Annotated in this window: 19 protein-coding genes and 1 pseudogene; 10 read left to right on the top strand and 10 right to left on the bottom strand. The window is 55.8% G+C overall.

The window, feature by feature from the left end; translation table 11 throughout:
• The first annotated feature begins 25 nt into the window (after nt 1–25).
• Complete coding sequence (locus tag F556_RS0118995) at nt 26–2,098, top strand: putative bifunctional diguanylate cyclase/phosphodiesterase (protein WP_157272832.1); 2,073 nt, start codon at nt 26–28, stop codon at nt 2,096–2,098.
• A 170-nt stretch (nt 2,099–2,268) separates the two neighbouring features.
• Nucleotides 2,269–3,357, top strand: coding sequence for an exonuclease domain-containing protein (locus F556_RS34490; RefSeq protein ID WP_020618575.1), 1,089 nt, complete (start codon nt 2,269–2,271; stop codon nt 3,355–3,357).
• 425 nt (nt 3,358–3,782) lie between these two features.
• On the opposite strand, the gene F556_RS0118985 is transcribed toward F556_RS34490, so the two are convergent.
• Nucleotides 3,783–4,577 (bottom strand): AraC family transcriptional regulator, encoded by a 795-nt coding sequence (locus F556_RS0118985; protein WP_020618574.1) that lies wholly within the window; start codon nt 4,575–4,577, stop codon nt 3,783–3,785.
• Nucleotides 4,578–4,714: 137 nt separating this feature from the next.
• On the opposite strand from F556_RS0118985, the gene F556_RS0118980 reads away from it, so the two are divergent.
• The 4 genes from F556_RS0118980 to F556_RS0118960 all read left to right on the top strand — a co-directional run bounded on the left by F556_RS0118980 (nt 4,715) and on the right by F556_RS0118960 (nt 10,151).
• Nucleotides 4,715–6,958, top strand: coding sequence for an FAD-dependent oxidoreductase (locus tag F556_RS0118980; protein WP_020618573.1), 2,244 nt, complete (start codon nt 4,715–4,717; stop codon nt 6,956–6,958).
• 138 nt (nt 6,959–7,096) lie between these two features.
• Entirely contained in the window at nt 7,097–7,981 is an 885-nt protein-coding gene (locus tag F556_RS0118975; RefSeq protein ID WP_020618572.1) for a hypothetical protein, read from the top strand.
• A complete protein-coding gene (locus F556_RS0118970; protein ID WP_020618571.1) occupies nt 7,962–8,354 on the top strand; it encodes a hypothetical protein in 393 nt (130 codons plus the stop codon). The genes F556_RS0118975 and F556_RS0118970 overlap by 20 nt, the downstream gene beginning before the upstream one ends.
• Before the next feature lie 213 nt (nt 8,355–8,567).
• Nucleotides 8,568–10,151, top strand: coding sequence for a bactofilin family protein (locus tag F556_RS0118960; protein ID WP_211222618.1), 1,584 nt, complete (start codon nt 8,568–8,570; stop codon nt 10,149–10,151).
• A gap of 482 nt (nt 10,152–10,633) precedes the next feature.
• Here the strand turns inward: F556_RS0118960 and F556_RS37220 are convergent.
• From F556_RS37220 to F556_RS0118920, 7 genes and pseudogenes are all read right to left on the bottom strand, one after another.
• A pseudogene (locus F556_RS37220) lies at nt 10,634–10,858 on the bottom strand (hypothetical protein); the annotation flags it as partial.
• Between the two features lie 24 nt (nt 10,859–10,882).
• Nucleotides 10,883–11,686 (bottom strand): cysteine-rich CWC family protein, encoded by an 804-nt coding sequence (locus F556_RS37215; RefSeq protein WP_020618568.1) that lies wholly within the window; start codon nt 11,684–11,686, stop codon nt 10,883–10,885.
• 107 nt (nt 11,687–11,793) lie between these two features.
• A complete protein-coding gene (locus tag F556_RS0118945) occupies nt 11,794–12,705 on the bottom strand; it encodes a glycoside hydrolase family 43 protein (protein WP_020618567.1) in 912 nt (303 codons plus the stop codon).
• 763 nt (nt 12,706–13,468) lie between these two features.
• On the bottom strand, nt 13,469–15,118 hold the full coding sequence (locus F556_RS0118935; RefSeq protein WP_020618565.1) for an MGH1-like glycoside hydrolase domain-containing protein: 1,650 nt from the start codon (nt 15,116–15,118) through the stop codon (nt 13,469–13,471).
• 277 nt (nt 15,119–15,395) lie between these two features.
• Nucleotides 15,396–16,757 (bottom strand): ABC transporter substrate-binding protein, encoded by a 1,362-nt coding sequence (locus F556_RS0118930; RefSeq protein ID WP_020618564.1) that lies wholly within the window; start codon nt 16,755–16,757, stop codon nt 15,396–15,398.
• 176 nt (nt 16,758–16,933) lie between these two features.
• Nucleotides 16,934–17,773: a carbohydrate ABC transporter permease gene (locus F556_RS0118925; protein WP_020618563.1), complete on the bottom strand. Its 840-nt coding sequence runs from the start codon at nt 17,771–17,773 to the stop codon at nt 16,934–16,936.
• 7 nt (nt 17,774–17,780) lie between these two features.
• On the bottom strand, nt 17,781–18,695 hold the full coding sequence (locus F556_RS0118920) for a carbohydrate ABC transporter permease (protein ID WP_020618562.1): 915 nt from the start codon (nt 18,693–18,695) through the stop codon (nt 17,781–17,783).
• Nucleotides 18,696–18,921: 226 nt separating this feature from the next.
• On the opposite strand from F556_RS0118920, the gene F556_RS0118915 reads away from it, so the two are divergent.
• The gene (locus F556_RS0118915; protein ID WP_020618561.1) at nt 18,922–20,172 is read left to right on the top strand and encodes a DUF3626 domain-containing protein; all 1,251 of its coding nucleotides are present in this window, start codon (nt 18,922–18,924) and stop codon (nt 20,170–20,172) included.
• A gap of 585 nt (nt 20,173–20,757) precedes the next feature.
• Here the strand turns inward: F556_RS0118915 and F556_RS0118910 are convergent.
• Nucleotides 20,758–22,542 (bottom strand): response regulator, encoded by a 1,785-nt coding sequence (locus F556_RS0118910; protein ID WP_020618560.1) that lies wholly within the window; start codon nt 22,540–22,542, stop codon nt 20,758–20,760.
• Between the two features lie 71 nt (nt 22,543–22,613).
• Nucleotides 22,614–24,407: a sensor histidine kinase gene (locus F556_RS0118905; RefSeq protein ID WP_020618559.1), complete on the bottom strand. Its 1,794-nt coding sequence runs from the start codon at nt 24,405–24,407 to the stop codon at nt 22,614–22,616.
• Between F556_RS0118905 and F556_RS39075 the strand changes: the two genes are divergently transcribed.
• The 3 genes from F556_RS39075 to F556_RS0118895 all read left to right on the top strand — a co-directional run bounded on the left by F556_RS39075 (nt 24,406) and on the right by F556_RS0118895 (nt 26,390).
• Nucleotides 24,406–24,537 (top strand): hypothetical protein, encoded by a 132-nt coding sequence (locus F556_RS39075; RefSeq protein ID WP_281167913.1) that lies wholly within the window; start codon nt 24,406–24,408, stop codon nt 24,535–24,537. The two genes, F556_RS0118905 and F556_RS39075, sit on opposite strands and share 2 nt — an antisense overlap.
• 75 nt (nt 24,538–24,612) lie before the next feature.
• A complete protein-coding gene (locus tag F556_RS0118900) occupies nt 24,613–25,005 on the top strand; it encodes a hypothetical protein (protein ID WP_020618558.1) in 393 nt (130 codons plus the stop codon).
• 209 nt (nt 25,006–25,214) lie between these two features.
• Nucleotides 25,215–26,390, top strand: coding sequence for a GIY-YIG nuclease family protein (locus tag F556_RS0118895; protein ID WP_020618557.1), 1,176 nt, complete (start codon nt 25,215–25,217; stop codon nt 26,388–26,390).
• The last annotated feature ends 40 nt before the right edge of the window (nt 26,391–26,430 follow it).

The following is a 26,430-nucleotide window of genomic DNA, read 5'->3' as shown; positions in this document are numbered from 1 at the left end:
ATGTTATAAGGTGAGGTAAGGCAAAATGAATGAGCTATGGGAACCACTACATATGAACTGGTTATGGCTTGTAACTGCACTGGCCGCAGGGATTGCGGGAGCCGTCTTCATCACATACCTTTCCCCTCCTGCTCCGGTACCCGGGAGCCGGCTGCCCAGGAAGACCAAGCTATGGGCAATGGTCGGCGGCACGGTTGCATTTACCCTCTCGCATCTGCTCGTACCGTTATCCTTCAACATTCCTGTCGACAATACATACTATCTCTTTCATGTCCTGTTTACACTGCTGGGCTGCTATGCTGCCACCTGGTTCAGCCAATGGTACATTGCCCTCCCCTGGGGCGGGAAGCCTCAATACATACGCACCGGAGTAATCGCCAGCAGTATTATTCTGATCTTCGACTATACCAATCTGTTATTGCTCTTTCGCGGACAGCTCCGCTGGCAGCCCGAGCTCGTTGGTATGACTGTGGTACTGGTGTTCGGCCTTATCTTTGCCGTCCTGCGGATGCTCGCGTTCTCCAGCCGACACCGCCAGGAACGCAGACGAAGCTCCGCCACCTTGCCCGGGGTGCTGCTCTCGGGTCTGGCGTTGTTCGCCATTCCCCTGTTATGCGCGTTCTCCATTCTCCCCACCGAACGATTGGGAGACTCCGCGCTGGCTTACCTGCTGCCCTACACGCTGCTCATGCTAACCGGGGGATTGTTGTATTCCCTTCCCGACCTTGCCATCTCCAGAGCCAGGCAAGACGGGGTCACCATCTGGAATCTCGCCTATCGGGACGAGCTGACTGGACTCCCCAACCGCCGCGCATTTAATGATGCCTTGGATACGTATATGAGCACGGAGACGGGACCGCCTACGGCATTGACGCTGTTTTTTATAGATTTGGACAAGTTCAAGCGCATCAACGATCTGTTCGGCCATGCTGCTGGAGATTTGGTGCTGCAAGTGTCGGCAGACAAGCTCAAGGCGTGCTTGCCCCCTGAATGCATGCTCGCGCGGATGGGCGGGGACGAATTCACCGTACTGCTCCCGGGTGAGCATGGGGTTCCCGAGCTTAAGCAGCTTGCCAGCCGGATCGTCAAAGCGTTCGAAGCGCCCTTTCAGGCCGGACTGCACACGGTCAAGCTCTCTGCATCCGTAGGCATCGCCCGTTGCCCCGAAGAGGGAATCGATGCTTCCACCTTGCTCGGAGCGGCAGATACCGCCATGTATGCAGCCAAGGAAAACGGCAGCTCGCAGTATCAGTTCTACGACCCCCTGCGGGATCAAAACGGACACCGACAGCTCATGCTGGAGCAGGATTTGGAATCCGCTATTTGCACAGGTCAACTGCGCCTGATGTACCAGCCCAAGATCGATATCCGGGATGGACGGACCATTGGCCTGGAAGCACTGGTACGCTGGCAGCATCCGACGCTCGGGCTCGTGCCGCCGATGCAATTTATCCCGCTTGCGGAGAAGACAGGCCTCATAGTGCCGCTGGAGCAATGGGTAATTCGTGAAGTCTGCAGGCAAATGAAGCTATGGCAGGAGACTGCTGCTCTCTATATGCCGATCGCCGTCAACATCTCGCAGGTGCATCTGATGCGTCCGGATATGGATCAATTCATCATTCAGTCCCTTGAAGATGCGGGTATTGCGCGGGAGTGGCTGGAGATTGAAATTACGGAGAGTGTCATGATGCATAACGAGGAGCATGTCATTGATGTGCTGAATCGGTTGAAGGAAGCGGGGATCTCCGTCTCAATGGACGATTTTGGCACGGGGTACAGCTCGTTGAGCTACCTCAGCACTCTGCCGATCAGCTGCCTGAAGATTGACCGTTCCTTCGTACGCAAGCTGGCGAGCGACCGGGACAGCCGGGCCATCGCGGAGCTGATCATCGGACTGGCACGACAATTGGGGCTGAAGATTGTTGCCGAGGGTGTGGAGACCTCCGAGCAGGTCCATCTGCTCAAGGAGCTGCAGTGCTACAATGCGCAAGGCTTCTACTACAGTAAGCCGATGCCGCCCGAGCAGGCATTGATCTGTATGATGGGTACGAATGGGGATTCTGAAGAACGATTGGCTGCTGATGTCCCTGCGGGTTAACTAGTAGTTGCTACTGGTGAATCGCATATGCAGGTGCCGCGCATAACGCAGGCTGAACCGCTGGGTTCAGCCTATTTTTGAACTCGCAGACAGACCCTTTCCCTTTGCGGTACATTTTCTGCTAAAATGAAGAAAAGAGACAGGCACCTTACTGGAGGATTATTAAACGAATGGATTATATTGTATTGGATATTGAGTTCAATGGGCGCAAATTTGCGAGCGAGCTTCCCATGGAGGTCATTGAGATCGGCGCCGTCCGGCTCAATAACGCGCTGGAGCAAACCGGTGAATTTTCCGCGCTGATCAAGCCGGTTTATTTTGCCAAGCTCAACTCGTTCATTAAGAAGAAAACCGGCATTCCACAGGCAGATATCGATAAAGCAAGTCGTTTTCCCAAGGTCATCCGGGAGTTCATGAGTTGGCTGCAGGAGAGCGAGAATCCGCTGCTCATCACCTGGGGTGGCGAGGATATGAAACGAATCGTGCTGGATACGCGCATGCATAAGATTGATGATGCCTATTGGCTGTCGATTTACTCGTTTGATCTGCTCAAGGGGTATCTCAAATGCAAGCAACTGACCAACGACGTCAGTGTCGAGGCGGCGCTGCAGGAGCTGGGCATTCCCGCTACAGGCTCGGCACATCGGGCGCTGGATGATGCGCGGATGACGGCGGAGATTTTCAAGAGTGTGTTTGGGGAGCTGGACTTCGAGCAGCGCAAGCAGTATAAGGATGTCTTCAGCAACGCCAAAGAGCGCCGCATCGTCAAAAATGCGATCCGCTCCATGCACGCCCAACGCACCACGCCAACCTGGGAGCTATTCGTCACGCAATTCGGCAAAGACAAGCCGATGCTCCAAGACCCCCGCAAGGTCGCCGAGCTGCAGGTGTATTTCGAGGAAGAAGCGGCCAAGCCGCCCAAGCCCATCACCCGCAAGCCCAAGCCACCAGCAGATGCTGGGGAAGCGGATGCGCAGAGCGATGCGAGTGCGCAGGGCGACGCGGCTGAGCGGAGTGATACGAGTGAGTCGATTAGTGCGGGCGAGCGCGGCAACGCGTTGGAGCCAGGCAGCACGGGCGAGCCTGGTGACGCGTTGGTGCCAGGCAGCACGGGCGAGCCTGGTGACGCGTTGGTGCCAGGCAGCGCGGGCGAGCGTGCCGATGCGAGTGAGTCGAGCAATGCGGACGCGAGCGCAGATGCCCGCGAGGATGTGGCCCAGCCCGGCAGCGCAGATCAGCGCGGCGACGCGGCTGAGTAGCCAAGTACGCGAAGCTGGCACAACCGGGAGCTCAGTTCTCCCGGTGGGCCCCACTCCCCTCGCTTCCCACCTCCAACTAAACTATCTTTACTTACACCAACAACTCCGCGCCTCATCCCAACCTCCAACCTCCAACTAAACTATCTTTACTTACAACCACCACTCCGCACCCAATTCCCACCTCCAACTAAACTTTCTTTACTTACAACCACCACTCCGCACCCAATTCCCACCTCCAACTAAACTTTCTTTACTTACAACCATCATTCCGCGCTCAATCCCAACCTCCAACTAAACTTTTTTTACTTACACCCACCACTCCGCGCTCAATCCCAACCTCCAACTAAACTATCTTTACTTACAACCACCACTCCGCACACTTCACCACACCTGCCACCATCCCAACACAGCCCCCGGAGAAGTCGCTACACCTGGTACCGCTTGCGGTACTCCGACGGATTCAGGCCCGTCTTCTTGCGGAAGACCCGGCTAAGGTAATAGCCGTTCTCATAGCCGCAGCGGGCGGCGATCTCGTGGAGCGCGAGCCGCGTTCCGGACAGCAGCCGCCCCGCCTCCCGAATGCGCAGCTCGGTGGCATAATCCTGCGGATTTATGCCATGCGCCGCCCGGAAGCGCCGGGTCAACTGCACCGGTGTGAGCTCTAGCAGCGTAGCCAGATCACGAATCCCACTCCCCCGGAGAGCATGGTTGTCGAGCCATCGCCGGGCTTCCTCCATCCGTTCGTCCGCTTGCGGCACGTGCCCCATCCCCGCTACACCCTCCGCCCATCGTGCCTCGTCTGCCAGGAACAGCAAATCCCGCAACAAATGCTCCAGCTTCACTGCGCGTGCCAGCTCTTCTCGTTCCTTGACGGCATGAATGTAACGGAATGTCGTGCTAAGCCGCCCTTCATCCAGAATCCGCCACATTCCAGCCCCAATCCCCTGTACATCGGGTGCAACCGATTCCGCCCCACACTCTTCCACATGATAGTGAAAAAAATGAAAGGACACCGGCTCGATCACCTCCCGGACAAACAAAGTCTGCGGCGGACACACAACCATATCTCCCGCCCCTGCCTCTCCCTGGTGCTCCTGAATCTTGAACCGGAAGCGTCCGGATTCAACCGCAAAAAGCGTCCACGCTGCATACCGGTCCTGCTCCAGCAAAAATTGCTCTTTGCGATGCCAGTACATATGACTGATGTACCGCGCCTGCATATGCACCCTCTCCCCTCGTTCTCAGTCTGATGAAATAAAGTATATCCCAAATTGAAATGAACTGCATTTTATTTCATCTATAACTGACATATAGTGAAATCAAGGATACAAATCTATACCTACGAGGTGAGCTTGGGATGAGAAACGAAACCGTAAACTGTGACGTTACAGTGGTAGGCGGCGGCTTGGCGGGCGTATGTGCGGCAATTGCGGCAGCTCGTCTGGGTCAAAAAGTAGCATTGGTCCAGAATCGTCCGGTACTCGGCGGCAACTCCAGCAGCGAGGTGCGGGTCTGGGTATGCGGAGCGACTGCCCACGGACACAATCGCTATGCCAGGGAGACAGGCATCATGGGCGAGTTGTTTGTTGAGAATCAGCGCCGCAACATCGATGGCAATCCGTACATTTGGGATCTCGTTGTCATGGAGGCGGTACGTGCGGAGTCTAACATTCAACTGTTTCTTAATACAGATGTGCATGAGGTCGAAGCCGACGGGCCGCGTGAGGATCGCACCATTCGCTCGGTGACTGGCTGGATGATGGGCTCGGAACGCCGCATTCGTTTTGAGAGCGCAATCTTTCTGGATTGCACCGGCGACGGGTTGGTTGGATTTATGGCAGGTGCGGATTTTCGGATTGGCCGCGAAGCCCGCCACGAGTATCAGGAGGACTGGGCGCCAGAGGTGGCGGACGACATTACGCTCGGCAGCACACTGCTGTTTTACACCAAGGATGCCGGCCAGCCCGTGAAGTACATCCCACCCTCCTTTGCCAAAAATATTGCCGAAACCAGCATTCCTCTGAACCGGGTCATTCGCAGCGGCGACAACGGCTGCGCCTACTGGTGGATTGAATGGGGCGGCGAGCTGGATACCGTGCACGACAACGAGCGGATCCGTGACGAGCTGTGGTCGATCATTTACGGCATCTGGGATTATATCAAAAACTCCGGTCAGTTCGACGCCGACAACATGACCTTGGAATGGATCGGCTCGCTGCCAGGCAAACGGGAATATCGCCGATTCGTCGGGGACTACGTGCTGCATCAGCAGAATATTTTGGACCAGGAACCGTTTGAGGATCGGGTGGCGTTTGGCGGCTGGTCGATTGACCTGCATCCGCCGCAAGGCATCTACGCCACCGAACGAGGCTCCAAGCATTTATTCGCTGACGGCATCTACCATATTCCGTATCGTTCACTCTATTCCGTCAATACGAACAATCTGATGTTCGCCGGCCGGGATATCAGTGCAACACACGTTGCCTTCGGGACCACGCGGGTCATGGCGACCTGTGCAGTCATCGGCGAGGCTGCTGGCAGTGGTGCCGCATTAGCCGTCCAGCATGGGGTAACGCCGCGCACGATCCATCGCGAGCACTTGCAGGAGCTCCAGCAAACTATGCTGCGCCAAGACGCTTCGATCATTGGCATGCGCAGTGAAGATCCCGATGATCTGGTGCGGCAGGCAAAGGTGAGCGCTTCGAGCACCTTGACGAGACTCGCCGTCGAAACGTCTGAAGACACCTATGCACTCGGGAACGCTCCGCTTGGTATTCTCCTGCCAGTAGCGCCCCTCCTTGAGCGAGTTGAGCTGCTTGTCGATGCTGCGGAAGATACCCAGCTGACCATCGCGTTGTGGGACACTGGCCGAGCCGAGAATTACGTCCCGCACACGGAGATTTCTTCATCAACGGTGACAGTGGCAAAGGGCCAGCAGCAGTGGATTGAGATCCCCCTTAGCTGGGAGCCTGCGCATGAGCAGAATGCTTTTCTAATGGTAGCGACCAATCCGCATGTGCATGTGCATACAAGCCATCAGCAGACGGGCATGTTGCTGTTTGCCAAGGGCGAACCCCGCAAGCTATCGCCTGATCATGAAAAGCGGGCTCAGCCGCTGACCGATTGGACCATGGACGGCCTGCGTCGTCGAGCTGCCTGTCTGAGGGCATATCCGGAGACGAGCGCTTATGCAGCGGAACGCACAAGTGGCGGCTACCTTCGTCCATACGGCGGCCCGCAGCTGTGGAGCTCAGACACCTTGGCTGCTGGCGAAGAAGCATGGCTGCAATACAGCTGGCAGGAGCAAGTAACGATTCGCGAGGTTCAGGTCATTTTTAACGACGATGTCAATGAAGACCTAATCAATCTGCACCACCACCGGACCCCGTTTGAGGCGATCCCCGAGCTGGTTCGGGATTATCGTTTGGAGGCTCACATCGATGGCCAGTGGGTCCAAGTCGCAGCAGCTACCGGCAATTACCGACGCAAGCGCCGCCACTTGCTCGATGCTCCGGTACAGGCAGATGCAATCCGGCTTGTTGTGGAAGCGACCAACGGCTGTCCGCGTGCTGAAGTGGTCGAGATACGGGCCTACGCCTAACACTACCTGTCCATTCTACAAAAAACACGGCCCTCCGCTCTGTTGCGGAAGGTCGTGTTTTTTCTCCATGCCATGCCGCCATCTGTTATGATGAGAATGTGGGAACAAGATCATATCTGAGGATTATTCTGGAATGAGGTGGAGAGGATTCAATCACGTCTGAGCAAAGGACTCATCGCCCTGCTCGTTGTTTGTATTGCAGGGATGTGGGGAGGCAATTACTACTATTACTATGCGCACAAACTGGAAGGGGCTGTATTACTTAATCATTACTATGAAGCGCCTATTATTCCCGGTGAGACCCTGGACTTCTATTACATTACCCATCGGAGCTCTTCGAGGGAAGTAGTGGCTCTGCGTCTTTCGGGTGAACTCTATTGGCACACCAAATATCAGAGTGAACGTGGCGAGTTCGGGCCCTATACCCTCAAGGCTGCGACCATACAGATTGGTCATCCTGAGGTGCCGCTGCCCGAGCAGGCCTACGAACGTTTTCAAAGCATTGAAGTATGGTTCAACGACGGCGTCCACGAAGTGCTGCCTATTGGCGACATTCAGTTGCTCCCCTACACCCAACCTGCGCGCGTTGCTATCGAGGAGACCTTCGGTTCGAGCAACAGCAACGGAGAGCATCGCAGCACGTTTCGTGCGCTGGAGGATCTCAGCATTGTCTCCGTTCAGACCACCTTGGATAACCAGATCAGCGATGTGTTGGATTTCGAATTCCTGAGCAGCCCGCCCGAGTATACACGCGTGGAACAAGCCATTCAGGCTGGCCTGCCGATTGAGTTGAAGCAAGGCAATGGAATATCCCTCAACTACACGTTTCGCATACCGGAGCAGGACCCTCGTTCGTTTGACATCTATCGGGGTAAGCTGCAACTGCTTCTACAGCTGGCCGATGGCGAACAGGCAACCTGGGATTTCACGCTGAATACCTACCCGCAACCCACACAGGAAGCCATCATGCAGCTAATTGAAGAGCGTGAGGAGGCACGGCATCATGAAAACCAACTTCCGTAAGCTCTCCTGGGGATTTATGTTCATCCTGCTTGATCTTCATATCTATATCTTCGATGTGTTGCCGGATTTCATCGGGTATCTGCTCATTCTGTCCGCCCTCTCAAGGCTGGAAACGTACTACCCCGGCTACAAAAAGGGCGTTCCGGTCGCCTTGCTGCTGTTCGTAGTTTCGCTTCTGTCCCTGGGAGCAGGCTTTGGTCTCCATCACTCCTCCTTTACCGATTCTCCCTTGTGGATTGGCGTGTCTGGTATCCACCTGCTATTGCTGCTTGTGCTGGTCTACCAACTGCTCAGCACCTTTACCCAGCACGCGAGATCGCAACAAAAGCACGCACTGGCGGACTCCAGCCGCAACCGTATGGGCTTCTTCTGAACCCTGCAGGTGGCCGCGCTTGCACTGATGCCCTACACGTTAAACGACCCTGACTTAGGGTTGGCCCTGATTGCACTAACCATCCTTTTGTTGCTAACCATGATTTCGATCTTCTTTCTCTTCCGTAAGGCGGCCAAGACTTTTCCTGCCAACAGCCTTGCAGGTGACGACCCTTCGACAGATATGGTTTGAATGGAAAGGATTGGTGCAATCATGGTATCCTTATGGGAAGGACAACCATTTATGGAGGTGGCGAAGATGACCTTGCGCAACGCACAATCCCTGTTATTTAATCAGATTAAATCCCGACTGCCCTCAGACTGCTGGGCGATTCAGGCAGGGGATCTGAATGACGGCGAATTTGATGAGGAGATTGTCCTCGTCCACGAGGGAACCTTGCATGTGCCCACCCTTGATCTGGACCACTTAACCGGCGGCGAAGCGGATGATGCTGTCTTTTTGCTGCTGGTCGAAGGCGACTTAATTGTAGATCATGCAATATATAATGAAGAAACGGATGGGGCTACCGGGCTTATCGTCACAGGTAATGTGAGAGCGCGGCATTTGATCGTGGGCGGGCAGGAAATCTACGTGGGCGGCGATCTGAACATCAGGGAGCTGCTCTGGGGAGATTACAACCACGGCGATCTGATCGTACGAGGCGATGCAAAGGCCAAAATCTGGGCCCAAACCGACGGCTATCGCTCCACCGTCGACGGCACCACCACGGCAGCGCTGCGTGTGAACGAATGGGAGGATGCGGTGGTGTGGTTCGCGCCGGGTCCCCTGCAGGGGGCTAGTATTTTTCGTCCGGAATTCCTTATTGACGAAGAGACAGGCGAGCCGAGCCGCGAACAAGCCATCTATCAACAGGAGCAATCGCTGTTCCTGCGGGAGTTTGAGGAATTTGTGGAACCATCGGAGGACACCGACGCTCCGCCAGAAGTCAACATTGACGGATTAATCCGCCTGACAGAGCCTTCGCTCATGCCCGCAGAGCCCTTGGAAGATGAGGAGGCCTACACCTACCAGTTCTACCTGAACGATCTGTACCTTCGCGGTGTGCTGGATATCGACGACGGTGCATCCACTCCGAATTACCGGGGCGTCTATCTGGAGCAATCGGACGAGTATGCCGTGCTCATTGAGACGCCACCGGGACAGCCAGGTACGGTCTTTGCCCGGGTGCGCCATCTGGAGGGGGCGGATACCCAGTGGTACCAGTATGACGACCGGGTGCCAGAGCCCTTCCGGCAGCTGTACCATATAGGCTGGCAAGCCATGCATGCAGGGGTCTCAATGTTCGAGCGGACGCGGCAACTGCTAGAGCCGGCGATGCTGCGTGAACTGCTGGCGCTCCCACTTGTGGAGCCATACGACGATTATTATGATGACGACCGTAACGGTTTTTGGTCAGGTGATCTCTATTATGCCTTCCAGCAAGAAGACGATGAGCACTATCCCATGCTGAAGATCGGACGCGAAGTGGAGGATGACGAGGGCGAGGAACGGATGGAGGCCTACTATTATGAGATCGAGCCTATGCTGGACGGTTCTGAAGCCATCTCCGTGAGCTATACACCAGATGACGATGCCGACGAAGAGGATGATGAGGAGCTGGACCTGAATTATGTAGGCGGTGATCATCTAAAAGAAGGACTTCGGCTGTTTTTTGTCGCTCGCAAGCAGCTCCTTCGCAGCAATGCCGAGCTGCTGGAAGGCCGGCCGCCACATGATCCGGACAAATTCGCCGTGCGCCATTGGCGCAAGCAGGGTTATTTGAAATCGAAATTATAATATTTCACTTGAAAGCCCCTGGAAGTGCTTCGCAGCACTACGGGGGCTTTTGGATGTGATCGATAAGTTGCTCATTCATTAGAGGCTGAGTTGTTTTTTGGCGGAGGGCCGAGCTTGCAAGTTTAGGGTGCGCACTATATCTATCGGGGCCGAGTTTACTCATTCGCTGGGGAGACACCGTATTTGCTCACTCGCAGGGCGCCTTGTTTGCTCATTCGCAGGCCGCCGTCCATAAGGAAACTACAGATGCTTATTTGGCCAAAAAGCAGCTCTGACGCTGTCTAACGAAACGACATCACCTTATGTGCTCCAAAAGTATCAAAAGCAACGCCTCAGAGTACATATAAGACGCTGCAGTTTCGTTAGATTTTGGGACGGCCCGATTTGTGCCACATAACGTTATCACGTTTCGTTAGCGCAGGACTCGCTGTATGGTGGCGCCGCGTATGGCGCGGCATATGACGCCGGCTGCCCCCGCCAACTCAGCATTGGTGTGAGCGACGTTGGCGGGGGCGGCTGTTGGGCGCCATATTGAGAGCTCGAGCGGCTACAGCTCCTGGTAGCGCTACCTCAGCAGCTTTCATAGAAATCTCGCCCAGGGTTGGATGCACATGAATGGTTAGCGCGATATCTTCGACGGTAGCGCCCATTTCGATTGCCAGACCCAGCTCAGCAATCAGATTGGACGCTTCGATACCGGCGATTTGCAGCGCAACCGTGATTGTGAACTATCACTCGCTTCCCAGCAGCCGCTCCTCATGATAACGCGCCACGCAGGCCGCACAGATACAAGCCTTCCCCGCCTGCTCTGCCGGCACCCGATCCCGCAGCTGGCGGGGGATGGCCGTGCTCATGCACCAACACGCACGAATGTCCGCTCCCTCCAACACGCCACAGCGATTGTCCCCGCCGCATAGTGGACAACGTGCCTCGTCGACTGTCTCCGGGGTCGTCGCTTCCCCCAAAAAAGTATCCACTTGCCTCATCCATTTCCCCTCCCCATCAGCTAAGACTGTCTGCCATCCCATGGCCTGGGCGGGTGTCAGATTATGCGCCTGATCGTCCACATACAAAATAGGGACATCTAAGGGTAGCGTACGGTGAAGTTTTGCATACAGCTCAGGATCAGGCTTGCACCTTCCTGCTTCGCTGGAGATCGTAACCGACGCCAAGTACGGCTTCAACGGCTCCACCAGCTCCGCCAGCCACTCTCGCCGATGGTTCGTTAGCAGATGAATATCTGCCACGCGGCTCCAATCTGCCACAGCAGCCAGTGCTGGCAAGGGCTGCAGTTGCTCACACAGCGCAGATCGAAGCGGCTCACCATCAGCAGACGGGACAATGGCACCTAGCCAATCCCAAAACTCAGACTCCCTCATCTGTCCACTCCAAAAAGCGTCGCGCACTTCCGCCCGAAAGCGGGTCTTAAGTGCAGCGCCGGGCATCCCGCCCAACTGCCCCGCCGTCTCCCAAAACCCAGGCGACAGATTAGTGACCAACACACCTGCCATATCCAGTATTAACTGCGGCCTCATCCGATTTCTCTCCCCTCCGATAGAAAAAAAGAACATCCCCGTGTTGGAAATGTCCTCGTCCTTGCTAGGCGTTCCTTGAACATGTATAGTCACTGTACCATGGTGGACTACCCCGTGCAATCCTCCGCCAATACGCTGATTCTGCCATCAGCGTCTTCCTGAAGCCGCAGAAAGATGGGCCGCTCATCCGGTGTACGATTGGGCGTATGAATTGTCAGCATCAGCTCCCCGTCCAATGTACGGAATACCATGCCATGTCCACCATCATTGCTATACAGCGGCTCTTCCTCATGCTGCCATGGTCCGTGGACCGTTCCCGAAGTCGAAGTTGCAATTCCGAGCGCATACCGGTTATTGATGAAGCCTGCCCAGAGCATATGCAGCACCCCGCCGCTTGTACGGAACAAATAAGGGCCATCCGTCACATAGTTGTCCTGGTCGGGATAACGCGGTGCATGAAAAGCTGTCGTCCACGGCGCTTCAGAAGCGCGGAATAAGAGCTGCGGCTCGGAGAGCGCCTGCTTCAGATCGCGTGACAGCCGCATCGCACAGATTTCGCCATCTGCTACCTGTTGCCACTCGTGGCAGAAGATCATCCACGGCTCCCCTTGCTCATCGATGAACAGACTGCCGTCCAGCGAGCTCCAGTCCGAAGGTGTAACTGGTCCCTCACTAAGCGGCTGATAGGGCCCAAGCAGCTCATCCGCAGCCAGGACGGCCGTTCCGAGCAAGTCATTGTCGCGTCTACGGAAGGTCGCGAACATATAATAACGCCCTTCATAGGCATAAACCTCAGGCGCCCAGAAATTCTTGTCCGCAAAGAACGTCTCATCCGGCCGAAACACCGGGAAGGGTCCCTCCCAGCTCTCCAGGTCCTTGCCGACGTAAGCATCAAAGCCAGTGCCGGGACCCCAAATGTTTTTGTCTGTGCTGCCGAACAAATAATACGTCCCCGAGGCCTCATCCGTCACTACAAACGGGTCGCGGATCTGAACCTCTTGATTCGTTAGTTTAGCCACCCTTTCCCATCCCTTCTGTAAGTAACATTGTGCACCTAATATGGCTCGTCCCCCAACTTTCGCCCAATCCAAGTAACTTTTTACCCCTGGTTCGCCGCACACGCCAGCATTCGACCAATTCAAGTAACTTTTTACCTCTGGTCCGCCGAACCCGCCGACTGTCGCCCAATCCAAGTAACTTTTTACCCCTGGTTCGCCGCACCCGCCAACTTTCGCCCATTCCAAGTGACTTTTTACCCTGGTTCGCCGCACACGCCAACATTCGCCCAATCCAAGTAAACTTTTACCCCTGGTTCAGCGCACACGCCAACTTTCGCCCAATCCAAGTAACTTTTTACCCTTGGTTCAGCACACCCGCCAACTTTGGCTCCATCCAAGTAACTTTTTACCTCTGGTTCAGCGCACGCGCCAACATTCGCCCAATTCAAGTAACCTTTTACCCCTGGTTCGCCGCACACGCCAACTTTCGCCCAAACCAAGTAACTATTTACCTCTGGTTCAGCGCACGCGCCGACTGTCGCCCAATCCAAGTAACCTTTTACCCCTGGTTCGCCGCACACGCCAGCTTTCGCCCAATCCAAGTGACTTTTTACCCCTGGTTCGCCGCTCACGCCAACTTTCGCCCAATCCAAGTAACTTTTTACCCTTGGTTCAGCACACCCGCCAACTTTCGCCCAATTCAAGTAACTTTTACCCCTGATTGCGACGGTCCACGTTGCTCGGGACTTGGCTCACAAGCCTGCCAACGCACACCCGCCCCGAGCTACGAGTATGTCGGGTACACGACGCCGATCTGGCGCTCGACGTGCAGCGCGCCGTCGCGGTATGCGAGCCAGTCGTTGCCGGCGGCAGTGAAGGTAAGCTCGCGGCCCTCATACTCCACTGTCCCCTCTATCGTACGGGCGCTCATGCCAATGATACCGAGCAGGCTGCCCGACCGATCTGTTACAGCGCGTACGCCATAAGGGAACTGTAGATACGCCTCTCCATTCCTGTAGACCGTACACTTGTCCCTCGTATTCACGAGCTCAAAACGAACGCCGTCGACCTCCCTGCTGTACGCTGTCTCCCCGGCCACGGTCTCGCCGTGATCCATGGCGTACGGAATGAGCCCGGTAATCCAGAGCTCACCTTCGGTCGTTGGCAGAATGCCGCTCAGCCGCTCGACGAAATCGAGCAAGCACAAGATCGCCGGTGAATACGTCTCGGTGAAGCCTTCCTTGCCCGTCCACGGACTGAGCGTCTGGGCGAATCGCTCGGTGTGTGCCATAGCCGAGAGGATCGGCTGAAGGACCCAGGTGAGCTCCACATACCGCTGATGCGTCTCAAACGCGTGCGCCGTCCGGATCAAGCTCAGGAAGTTGGACGGCCCGGCCCAGCTGTTATAGCTGGAATCGGGATCGAAGCGCGGGTCATCCATCGCGATCGAGGTGTACGGATACTTGGCAAAAAACTTGCGTGTATTCAGCAAATACCGCCGCAACGCCGCATCAAAAAACGCCCGGTCTCCCACCTCGCAGGCCAGCACCCGAAGCAGCACATCCGACTGCACCCGCACCAGCTCGTCCTGACGGTCACGGTCATAGAAGAAATGATCGGCTTCATCAAAGCAGTAGCGGAACAGACTCTCCAGTGAGGCCTCCGCTTTGGCCCGCCATGGCTCCGCATTCTCCCCCAGCTCTTCGGCCATCCGCGCCAAGTAAAGACGCTGGCAGTACACATTAGCCGTCAGATCCGGCGCGACGAACGGCAGAATTGGCGAGTCCGGGTCATACGTCCTCGCATCGTCCAGATGCGGCGTGTCCGGCACATGCCAGAAGCGCGGCGACAGGTCATGACCCGTATCAAACGTACTGAACGCCTCTACCCCGCCCGTGCCCCGCGTATCCCGATACGTCGCCAACCACTCGTCATAACGGACCATCGCGTCATACATCGTCCGCAGGAACTCGCGGTTTCGCCCATGCAGTGCATAATGGCGCCACACACACCGAGCCAGCGGGGTGACCAGTTGAATCTGACGATAGGCCGGTCCATGCTCTGTTACTTTATAGGGAAACATGCCATCCTCACGTTGATGTTCGGCAAAAGCCAGATACGTCGCCTCCGACACATCCGGGATGAAGCGGGATAATAGCTCCGCATTAATCGTGCCGGTACTCTCCAGCCAGCATCCCAGATAGACACCGCCCTCCTGCAGGATCGGCTTCTCGCCTGCCGTTGGCACAATACAGTCCAGCAGCTTGCGGACGGCCAGCCCCCAGACATCCTCAAGCTTACCTGCTGCGGCGACGAATCCAACCCCACTCGCTTCAAAATGCCCAAGTACCGCTTTATCCCCCGGCTTGCTCAGCTCTCCTACTCGCGTCTGCAGCTCCGCCTCCCGCAGTTTCTCCAACAATGATATGTTCATCCGCCACACCCTCTCCTGTACGAATTGCCTTTCCTGATCATGGCACAAGTTTGGTATCGCTGCCAAGCTTAAACCTTCTTGTTTTTTTAGCGACCACTCTAAGTTGCCTATCATTCTCATCCTTCGTGCCTTACTTCTCACCCGATTCGCACATCTCTCATCCATCATGCGTTCAACAGTCTGCCCGGTCACTGACACCCTCGCCCATACGCCAACAGGCCGCCGTCACCCGGCGGCCTGTCTGCCCATGCTTACTATGAGCCATGCTCCTTACTCATCAAGACTCCTGCTTGTTGCTATTGAAGATCCGTACCGTGCCGCTGTAAAAATCGGTCACTGCCTGCTCCACACTCTTGCGTCCGAAGCCAATCTCCTGAACGGACTTCTCAGCCAGCGTCGTAAACTCGGTGTTGCCCGGCATATTGTAGCTGACGTTGAACGGCTCGGTCTTGGTTGCTTCCGAGACACGGCTCGTGTAGTCATAGACGATCTGCTGCACTTCGTCGGTTTCCTGCTCCAGCAGCGCGCGGTTCTGAGCGGTTACCGGTACGCCGCGGTCGTTGCCGAGGATTTTGGCCGCTTCCGGATCGTTGATGAAGAAGTTGATCAGCATTGCGACTTCCTTCGGATGTTCGGTCTTGGCGTAGCCGGAGAGACCTTGGCTGGATTCGAAGACGACGCCGGTTCCTTTTTCGCCGCGTGGCACTTGAACCATGGTCAGCTTGTCTTCGGTCAAGCTCTGGTGGGCTGCCAATTGGTTCGACGGGATCAGCCCCATTGCCACCTGACCAGTCACAACGAGCGACTTGCTCGTGTCACCTTGCGGATGGGATACGGCCAGCTCTGGTGTAACGATGCCGCCGCCCTGGGCCGTTTCCTCCCAGAAGTTGAACCAGTCCACGATATCGGCTTCCTCAAAACCTAATTGGTTATTCTCCATATCATAGAGCTGCTTGCCATTCTGCTTCAGGTAGATGTCCATGCCTTCCACCGTAAAGTTGTAGCTGCCATACACGCCGTCCAGCTTGCTGGCGATTTCGTTGCTGATGCGAGCGTAATCTTCCCAGTTCCAGCCGTCCTCCGGCAGCGGCATGCCTGCTTCCTCGAAGAGACGCTCATTGATCACGATGCCTCTGGCGTTAGCACCTGCCGAGACGTGGACCAGGTTGCCACCCAGGGTGCCATACTCGATCATAGCTTCATCCATGTCGCTCAGATCCAGTTCATTGCCGACGTAAGGCTCGAGATCGAGCAGCACGTCTTTGGTTGCGTAGTCGACGACATTGCCGCCGAGGAAAAAGACATCTGCCGCCGTGCCCGAAGCCAGCTGCGTGTTCAGCTTATCGAAGTATCCCGTAGCCGGCGAAAACTCGCCAATAATGCGGATATTCGGGTGCTCCTCCTGGAACAGCTTCAGCACTTCGTTGGTGATATCCGCGCGCTTCTGGTCGCCCCACCACATGATGCGCAGCTCGACCTCAGCGTCTTCGCTGCCTGCCGGTGGTGAAGTCGTGCCGCCTTGCGCTTCGTTGCTGTTCGTGCCGCCATTGCTTGCGCCCGGGCTGCTTGTTCCCCCGGAGCAAGCGGTGACGAACGTCAGTACCATAATCAGCGCGACCATAAGCATCTGTTTTTTCATTGTGATTCTCCCCCATACAAGTAGTGGTCCTGCTTGCTTTCACTTGCTATGTTAAGCGATACCCCATGACGAATGAATGCGATTTCTTAGGCAGTTGATTCGTTAATTTTTCGGATAAAAAGTCTGGTGAAAAAGTAAGTCTACGTGGAGCGGATCGTTCTTGCGATCGCTGTTGTTTATTTTAACCCGGTCGTGGCGATTCCCTCCAGGAAATAACGTTGGAAGATCATAAAGATCAGGGAGATCGGCACCAGCGACAGCGTGGACATCGCCAGCAGTGCGCCCCAATCGGACGAGCCCGACGGGTCAAATAGGGAGCGGATACCGAGCTGTACAGTGAACAGACGGATGTCGCTCAGGTAGATCATCTGGGAGAAGAAATCGTCCCATGTCCAGATGAAGGTGAAAATGGCCGTCGTGATCAGCGCGGGCAGCAGCAGCGGCAGAATGATGCGCCAGTAAATCTGGGATTGGCCACAGCCGTCGATGGTCGCACTCTCGTCGAGCTCACGCGGGATACCGCGGATGAACTGGACCATCAGCAGGATAAAGAATGAGTCCGTGGCGAGCCATTTGGGCAGTACCAGCGGGTAATACGTATTGATCCATTCCAGCTCATTGAAGATGATGTACTGCGGGATCAGCGTGACATGGTACGGCACCATGATCGTCACCAGCATCAGGGCGAACAGCAGGCTTTTGAAGCGGAAGTTCAATCGGGCAAAAGCAAACGCCGCCAGCGAACACGTAATGACATTGCCCAATACGCTGAGTACGGAGATGACCGCCGAGTTCATGAAGAAGGTCCCGAATGAGATTCCGGAGAGCCCCCGCCATCCGTTGATGTAGTTATCCAGAGTGAACCTGGAGGGCCACAATCCCGGCTGGGAGAAAATCAACTGATTGGGCTTGAACGAGCTGCTGATCAGCCAGAGCACCGGATAGAGCATCAACAGACCGAAGCCGATGATGAGGACATGTTTGAGACCCTTGGTGTAGATAAGCTTCGCTTGCATCGATCGATTACCTCCCATCCTTGCTGTCCCCGTAGAACACCCAGAACTTCGAGGTCAGGAACAAGATTGCCGTGAATCCGCCGATAATCAGCAGCATGAGCCAGGCGAGCGCCGCGGCGTAGCCCATATTGAAGTATGAGAAGCCCTGCAGATACAGATACAGCGTGTAGAACATGGTCGCATCCAGCGGGCCGCCGCGTCCGTCGCCGATCACGAAGGCCGGGGTGAACACCTGGAACGAGTTAATCATGCTCATGATCAGGTTGAAAAAGATAACCGGTGTCAGCATCGGCAGTGTAATTTTGAAAAACTGTCCGATCTTGCCCGCACCATCCATCTGCGCAGCCTCGTACAGGTCACCAGGCACCTGCTTCAAACCTGCCAGGAAGATAACCATGGCCGAGCCGAACTGCCAGATCGACAGGGTAACGATGGTGTAGACGATGTAATCGGGATGCGAGATCCAGGAGGGCCCCGTGATACCGAAAAAGCCGAGCAGCTTGTTAACCGCACCTTCACCATCAAAAATTTGACGCCACACAATAGCGATTGCGACACTACCGCCCAAAAGAGACGGGATGTAATAGACCGTGCGGTAAATGCCCAAGGCGCGGATGCCCTTGTTGAGCGCCATCGCCACCAGCAGGGCGAAGATGAGCCGCAGCGGCACGGACAGGAAGACATAAGTAAAGGTCAGCCATAGCGAGCCGCTGAACGTGTTGTCTTCAGTGAAAATCTGCCGGTAGTTGTCCAGCCCGATCCAGGTCGGCGGACTCAGCAAATCGAACTTGGTAAGCGATAGATAGAGCGAGCCCAGCATCGGCCCGGCGGTCAAGCCAAGAAAGCCGATCAGCCAGGGCAGCAGGAACAGGTATGCGGTACGGTTGTGCTGAGAGATCTTGAGCCGTTTGGCGGCGCGCATGGCAAGCCTCCTCCTCTGTTTCGTTCATGTGGTTGATTCCATCATACCGGGGAGGCGGCGGACGATGAATCGCATTTCTTCGGGAGTTGGCTATTAAATTTTTCGGGTGGGGGCAGAAACAAAGTGAAAAATCTATAAGGCTGTGTTACTTAAGGCAAGGGTGCTGACGAGCGTCTGCTCGGGTGGTATGGTAGGTACAACGAGTGTAAAAAAGGAGCGATACCTAATGACCGTTCCCCTGAGTCCAGCTCAACAAGCAGCGCTTGACCACGTGACGGCCTATGCATCCGCGCGGCAAACCGGAGCTAGCAAGATACTGGAGGAAATCCAGGCGATGTGTGATATCTCGGATACGCAGATGCTGGAGGTGATGGACGGGATTCGGCGCTATGCGCGAATTGCGCTGCATTTTCATCCCGACCGGCTGGATGCAGTGGGCAGGAGTGTGGCGAAAGGGCTGCTCACTGGGGGCATGTACAAAAGTCAGTTCGAAACTGGAATCTCCAACGGCAGCGTCTCCGCCTACCCGGGCGGGCAGCGCGACCTGTGGGAACAGCAGTTGTTCGGCGGTGCTTATCATGGTGGTGACAGGGATAGCGCGGACCGCTTAGGTGACGGGACTGAGGGTGGCAAGCAGCCCGACTCGGGTCAAGGCGAGCACGGGGGCAAAGTGCAGAATGCGACTGCCAATACTGTCAGCTGCGATGCGGGTTATGAAACTGACGGAAACGGAGGACTCGATAGCTGCGGGAGTTACGGGGATGAACGACCCAAGTACGGCGCCCTTGATTTGATGCTGCATCCCGACGGACCCTCGCCCCGTTTTGGCTCGTGCTATTTGCTGTTGAAACCGGAGGTTTCAGCGCGTGCGACATTCACGTATCTGGACTCCCACCAGCTGCCCGACGAACGGGGCACGTACCGAGCTTTTGATAGTGTGCTCGCCGCAATCCTGCGAGATGCCTTTCTCGGCGATTACGCCATAGGTGAGCACGGGTTGACGCCGCCGCGCTTTGTTGCGCATGTGCGGGAGCGGATAAGTGCGCCTATAGCCGAGCGATTCTCGCAAAAGCCAGCGCGCAATCTCAACCATTACGTCGAAGCCCAGGTGCACGGTCCCGTCATGTTGGCCCGAGACGCCGAGGCGCTGGTGGCTGACCCGGCGTTTCAGGGCACGCCAACTGGCGCATTGCTGGAGCAGCTCTGCGCGGCGTTTCGGTTGACGCTGCATTGGCACGGGGGCTTTGCGATGGCAGCGTCTGCGGTGCCGACGGATTTTCGCGGACGGGCCATGCCTTCACTGGCTGCGCGCATAGCGCAGAATGGCAGAATCAATGCCCGCACGATCGGCGAGGCGGCAGCCGAGGTCCGGCGCCATCCAGAGCGCTGGCAAGATCGCGGGGAGCCAGCCGAGGTCCTGCAGCAGCTCAAGCTGCTCTGGCATGTACTGGTCCGGTTTGGGGAGGCCGCCCCCTAACCGCCCACACACAAAACCTCGCTTGATGAATCCAAGTAGCCTTTTACCTCTGGTTCGGCGCTTCCGCCGACTTTTGGTCAATCCAAGTAACTTTTTACCCCTGGTTGGGTGCATCCGCCAATGTTTGCCCGATTCAAGTAACATTTTACCTCTGGTGGTTGGACCCAACGCCGATGTTCGCTCAATCCAAGTAACATTGTGCACCTATTGAGGCGCGTCCGCCGACGTTCGCTCAATCCAAGTAACATTGTGCACCTATTGGGGCGCATGCGCCGATGTTTGCCCGATTCAAGTAACATTGTGCACCTATTTGAGCGCTTCCGCTGACATTCGCCCGATTCAAGTAACATTGTGCACCTATTGGGGCTCATCCGCCGACGTTCGCTCAATCCAAGTAACATTGTGCACTTAGTGAGGCGCGTCCACCGACATTTGCCCGATTCAAGTAACATTGTGCACTTAGTTGGGCGCGTCCGCCGACGTTTGCCCGATTCAAGTAACATTGTGCACCTAGTTGGGCGCGTCCGCCGACATTTGCCCGATTCAAGTAACATTGTGCACCTATTTGAGCGCTTCCGCCCCCCTCTACTGCCCCTGGCCGCTCCGGTATTCGGAGGGGGACATGCCGTAGACTTTTTTGAATTTGGCGCTGAAGTAACTGGCGTTGGAGAAGCCGGTGAATTCGGCAATATCCCAGAGGCTGAGTGTAGTTTCCTTGAGCAGCCGCACCGCCTCAGCCATGCGGACCTCGGACAAGTACTGGATGAAGGTGCGGCCGACCTTGGCTTTGAAAAACTCGGAGAAATACGACGGATGGTAATTGAACCGCTCCGCAATCATCGTCAGGTTCAGGTCGTACCGGTAGTTCTCCTCAATGAATTGCTTGGCCGCCTCAATCACGCTCTGATCGGCATCTGCACCAGAGCCCTGGGTCGTACGCTCGGCAATTTTGCCGGCAATTTCCTGCAGGAAGGCCTCCGCCTTGGCTACGGTGTGCATCCCCAGCACCAGCTCAGGCCGCAGCCATAGCTGCTCCCGGCTCTCCAGCTGCAGTTGCGCTTCGGCTGCCGCACTCTCCAGGATCAGCACGAGTTGGAAGATCATTTTGACAAAAGCCGCTCGCGAGACCGCGTGGGCTTCCTCCAGCGCAGTAGCCATCGCCTTGCCAAAAGCGTCGGTTTCCCCGCGTGCGAGATAGCGCCGCATGACCTTGACCGTCTCCTCAGGCAAATGAGCCGTATCTTGCCCCGATCCGGACGGCTCACCTTCCGCCATTGGACTGCCAGCTATGTTCCAGGCAATCAGCGCGGACATGTAGCCATCCTTCCAAGTGCCAAAGCCGCTTACGGGTTCACCAACGCCGACATGGGTATCCAGCCGCACATGGCTGCGTATTGCTTCCTTGAGCGCAGACGCCAGCTGTGCCGCTTGCTCCGCGCTCCCCCGGCAGATCAGATGCATCAGCCCCGGGTACCCCGCATCCCGAAAAACCTCCAGCTGGTGAGAACTGCGCTTAGCGTCTTCCCCTGATATCACTCTCCACTCGACGCCTTCCTCAGCACGCTCGCCCCGCTTGCCATCTTCCTCTACTCGACTCTTCCTCTCGACCGCTCCCTCTGCCCTATCTCCCGGGCCCGGGTTCGCACTCCGCCGCTCAGGACGAGCGGCAACGTCCTCCGCCGCCATGTCCAGTTCCGACCAGTTCTCGGCGAACTCGCGGCAGAGCAGCTCGAAGACCAAGCGGAACTGCTCCGGCAACCGTTCCCGCTCCTCCGTCCCACCCCCTCCGGCAGGCAGACCTGCGGTCAGGAATCGCACCTCCGACTTCTCCCACGCATCGAGCTGAAACCGCTGGGCACGCTCCATAATGGTGCCGGGCTGGGCCTGATCCAGTTCGCCGCGCACGAGCCGGACGATGAAGTGCTCCTTCATCTCTCGGGCATACTGCGACATCTGCCACTGCAGCACAGATGCCTCATCCCGGCTCTGACGCTCTGCATCCAGCTCCTGGCCGATCCGCTGCAGTGCCGACGTCAGCTCATCCCGTGTGACGGGTTTAAGCAGATAGTCGCGTACCCGATTGCGGATGGCCGCATGCGCATACTGAAAGTCCTCATAGCCGGTAATGACGATCAGGCGAAGGGCGGGATGCTGCTCTCTGCAATAATCTAGAAAAGACAAGCCGTCCATCACCGGCATATTCATATCCGTAATGACGATATCGATCGGCTCATGCTCCAGCCGTTCGGCAGCCTCCCCGCCATGGGCAGCCTCGCCGACCACCACCATGCCGATCTGCTCCCATTTGACCTTGAGCCTTAGTCCTTGCCGGATCTCCGGTTCATCATCGACAATTAATACACGATACATAGCAGCTTCCTCCTGTCTCAAGGTCAAACGGATGGTGTCGACCGCCTCCAGAGCAAGACCGAGTTGCAGACCTACAGGTTATCTGCATGCAATATCAACTCGATTCGAGCCCCGCCATCCTCTCCCGTTCCCCACTGCATCTCGAAGCGTTCCCCGTAGTACAGTCTGCAGCGGGCGAGTACATTGCCTAGTCCAATCTGGCCGGTTCGGCTATCCAGCATGGTATCCAATTGTACGGAGGTTAACTGCCCACGAAGCTTCTCGTCTGCCTCCGGCGACAACCCTGGTCCATTGTCACTCACGACCAAATGGAGTCGATCCTCCCGTCTAGCGACTGCAATCCGAACGATGGCCTGCTCTTGATGACGGAAGCTATATTTGACCGAATTTTCGATAAGCGGCTGCAAAATGAACTTGATCACTGTTAATCCCTCTAGATCGCCCTCGCGCGTCAGCCGGATATCCAGCCTGTCGCCGAACCGTACCTGTAGGATCGTCACATAATCCTGCACATAGCGCAGCTCTTCCTCAAGGGTGACGAGGTCGTCGCTGAATTTGAGCGAGAAGCGCATCATTTTGCCCAGTGACTCGATAACCTCCACCGTATCCTCCGTTCGCCGCTGCATGGCCAAACTGCTCATAAGCTCCAGCGTGTTGAAGAGGAAATGAGGATTAATCTGCATGAGCAGCGCTTTGTACTCCGCCTGCTGTCGCAGCAGCTTGAGCTCAAACTCCGTCTTGATATGCTGTCGCAATTGTCCCACCATGGTCCGGAACGTCGTCGTCGCGAATCCAATCTCACTGGTCATGGATTGCTGTGGTTCCGGCAAGCGCTGCTCAGCACTGTCAAAATCCCCGCGCTGTACCTGGCGCATAGCCAGAACGAGTCGGGACAGTGGCTTCGTGACCCCGTGGGACAGCCAGATGGCTGCGAGCACCGCCACGACGAGTAATACCGAGGCGAAGATGATCATGCTGTTGCGGAGTTTGAAAAGCGGCGCATACAGATCCTCTTCCGTTACAAAACCAACCAGCGTCCAGTTGGTGCGCGGAAGTTTTTTGTAGACAATGATGTCTTGGTTGCCCTGATCATTCTCCCGATACATGACCCCGCTCCGGCTGACCCCGCCACGTATCTCCGTTACCGCCTCTGCTGTGCCCGGATAGTCCCCGTACGTGGACTGCCCCAGCATCGATTCGCCCCGGTCGTCGAGCAGATAGATCGTCCCGCTCTCACCCAGATGGATACGGCTGAGCGGCCGCAGAAAATAATCCGCATTCACATTAACCTTCATCACGCTCTTGGCATGCGTCGGCTCAAACGTCCCGATCGGCATCAGCATACTGACCACCGGATTCGGATTGTTCCGCATGAGCTCCGCGTCGTCCGTATGCGCTGTCATCCAGTGGCGACCCTGGGCGAAAAAGTCGATGAACCAAGGCTCCAGCATATAGTCCACTTCTTGGACAATGGCCTGTTCGGCTCCGACCCAGACCCCCTCCTGTCGATAGATGGCAACATTGGACACACTGGAGTAGCTGTTCGTCGTACGGGTAAGGAAATTGCTCATCTCGATGTGGGCAAACATCTTGTCACCTTCGCTAACCGTAGGATCCGACACTTTGTTATCCCAGTTGCGGGTCGCTTCACTGTTGAACACAATCGAGGCAAGGTCATACACCTGAGTCTGCACCATGCTGACATAGGAGCCGTACTCCTCCATTTTCTCCAGGGCAGAGGACTCGATATACGAGCGGATGATCGTCCGCGCCTCGTTGAAGAGGACCACGGACAAGGTACCGAAGGTGAGAACGAAGAGCAGAACAAAGACGGCGATCAGCCGGCTTTTGAGCGAGTAGAACATGCGGATTCCTCCAATCCCGCCGATTGCGGGCATGCAAACATTAGTTACAAAGAAGCTTAACCAGCTCGATGGCAAACGTCAACTTGATCCTGATCGGAGGAGCGGCAACCTGCTCCATCCGAATAGTTGATTAATGATTCATACAGTACTACGATATTATGAACAGCATTAACGTAAATTTCCGCTTTACATCAAGGAGGATTTGATGAAAACCAACCTTAAATTACCTGCGACTCTTATAGGAACCATGCTGCTGCTTACAGTAACGGGATGCAGTGAAGGAGCCGCTGAACGTGACCACACAGCTATTCTAACCATACAAGACAACTCTTCACACATAGATACATTCAGTGAATTGAGCCTGGGACATTTGTTCGATTACAACCTGGAACTAAAAGAAGCAGATCGCCTGTGGACCAAACTATGGGTGGAAGGCTACGAGCCAGGAGATACGAAGGTGCTAGGGGCTATACGTAACGGAACCCCCTTCATACAGCAGTATGATTTGCGGGAAGCGACAGAGATCGAGAGAATGATTGCCGAGGAGAAGCAGGTGTTTTTTCTTAAAATGAACCTGGAATATATCGATGGACTCTAATATCTAGAGCGATTAATTCACAATAATAAGCGGTTTCCAGCTTATTGACCCCATTAATATTTTGCATATATTAAACACTGATCTCATCCAATTTGTCCGTTTTATGAGGTTTACTATTTCTGTCATTTCCACTAGATTAACGCTGGTAAATACGCTTCGAATCTTGTACCATGGAATAAGAACCCACGTTCGCCATCTGAGGATTGGAGGTGAACCTCATCCCATTTACATTTAACGCCCATGATTATCCCGAGCTGCCCGGCTGCTATCTGATGCGGGACAGCGAGGGCACGATTATCTATATTGGCAAAGCCAAGCATCTCCGAAATCGGCTGCGCTCTTATTTTCATACGCGCCACACGCGCAAGCGGCTGATCCAGCTTGTCAGCGAGATTGCCTCGATTGAGGTGATGATCGTCAACAACGAGGCCGAGAGCCTGATCCTGGAGAACAATTTGATCAAGATCCACAAGCCGGCCTTTAACCGCGCGCTCAAGAAAGACAACAGCGGCTACGCTTATCTACAAATAACCGATGAGAAGCTGCCAAGAGTCGATGTCTTGTACCGTGACCGCCGGGAGCCGGCGGAACGACCAGCAGACGGCCACGCCGTGGGCTCCCCATATGGGGATAATCCCCACCGCTTCGGCCCCTATTACAGCTCCCGCTTCCGTAATGCGGTGCTGGCCTTTATCACGGATCATTACCGGCTACGCAGCTGCACCACCCTGCCCAAGCGAGCCTGTCTGCTCTATCATATCCATAAGTGCAGCGGAGTTTGCGAAGGCCATATCTCGCAGGCAGACTATCGTGAGTCCGCGCGTCAGGCGGCACAGCTCCTGACCAGCAAGGATGGACGGCTCCTGGAGGCCATGCGGGAGAAGATGACCGACTATGCGGAGAAGATGGAGTACGAGCGGGCAGGCAACATGCTAGGGCACATTCGCATCCTGGAGCAACTCCCTGCCAGGCAGATCGTCGACCGCGAATTTTCTACCATCCAAGAGGTGCTCTACTTCGGCAGGCGTGAAGTGCTGATCGCCAGAGTCCAGGAAGGCATGCTGCGCTCCTTTGCGCTTCATCCCTATGGAGCATCGGCTGGTGAGATGGCGCCTGATCTGTTCTTGCTTCACCACTACCGCGACCGCGGACCGGACGAGTTGATCGTTAGCAAGGTGTCTGATGCAGCAGCCGCTCAGTCTGCCCTGCGCCAAGCGGGACGCAAGGGCATCCGCGTGACGGTACCCAAACGCGGACTCAAGGCTCAACTACTGAAGCTATGCGAGCAGAACTACAATTACCGCTGCGGTAAGGAGAAGGCAGAACAATCTGCCCCATCACAATTAGTACCAATTCCAGAGCCTGACGGAACTCATGCAAAATGAGGTTCGACAGGTTTTTTTGTGCAGGCGATCCTCTCTCTAC

Source organism: Paenibacillus daejeonensis DSM 15491 (assembly GCF_000378385.1).
Lineage (GTDB): Bacteria > Bacillota > Bacilli > Paenibacillales > Paenibacillaceae > Paenibacillus_D > Paenibacillus_D daejeonensis.
The sequence above is the reverse complement of the archived record's forward strand: the minus strand, read 5'-3'. Positions and strand labels throughout refer to the sequence as shown.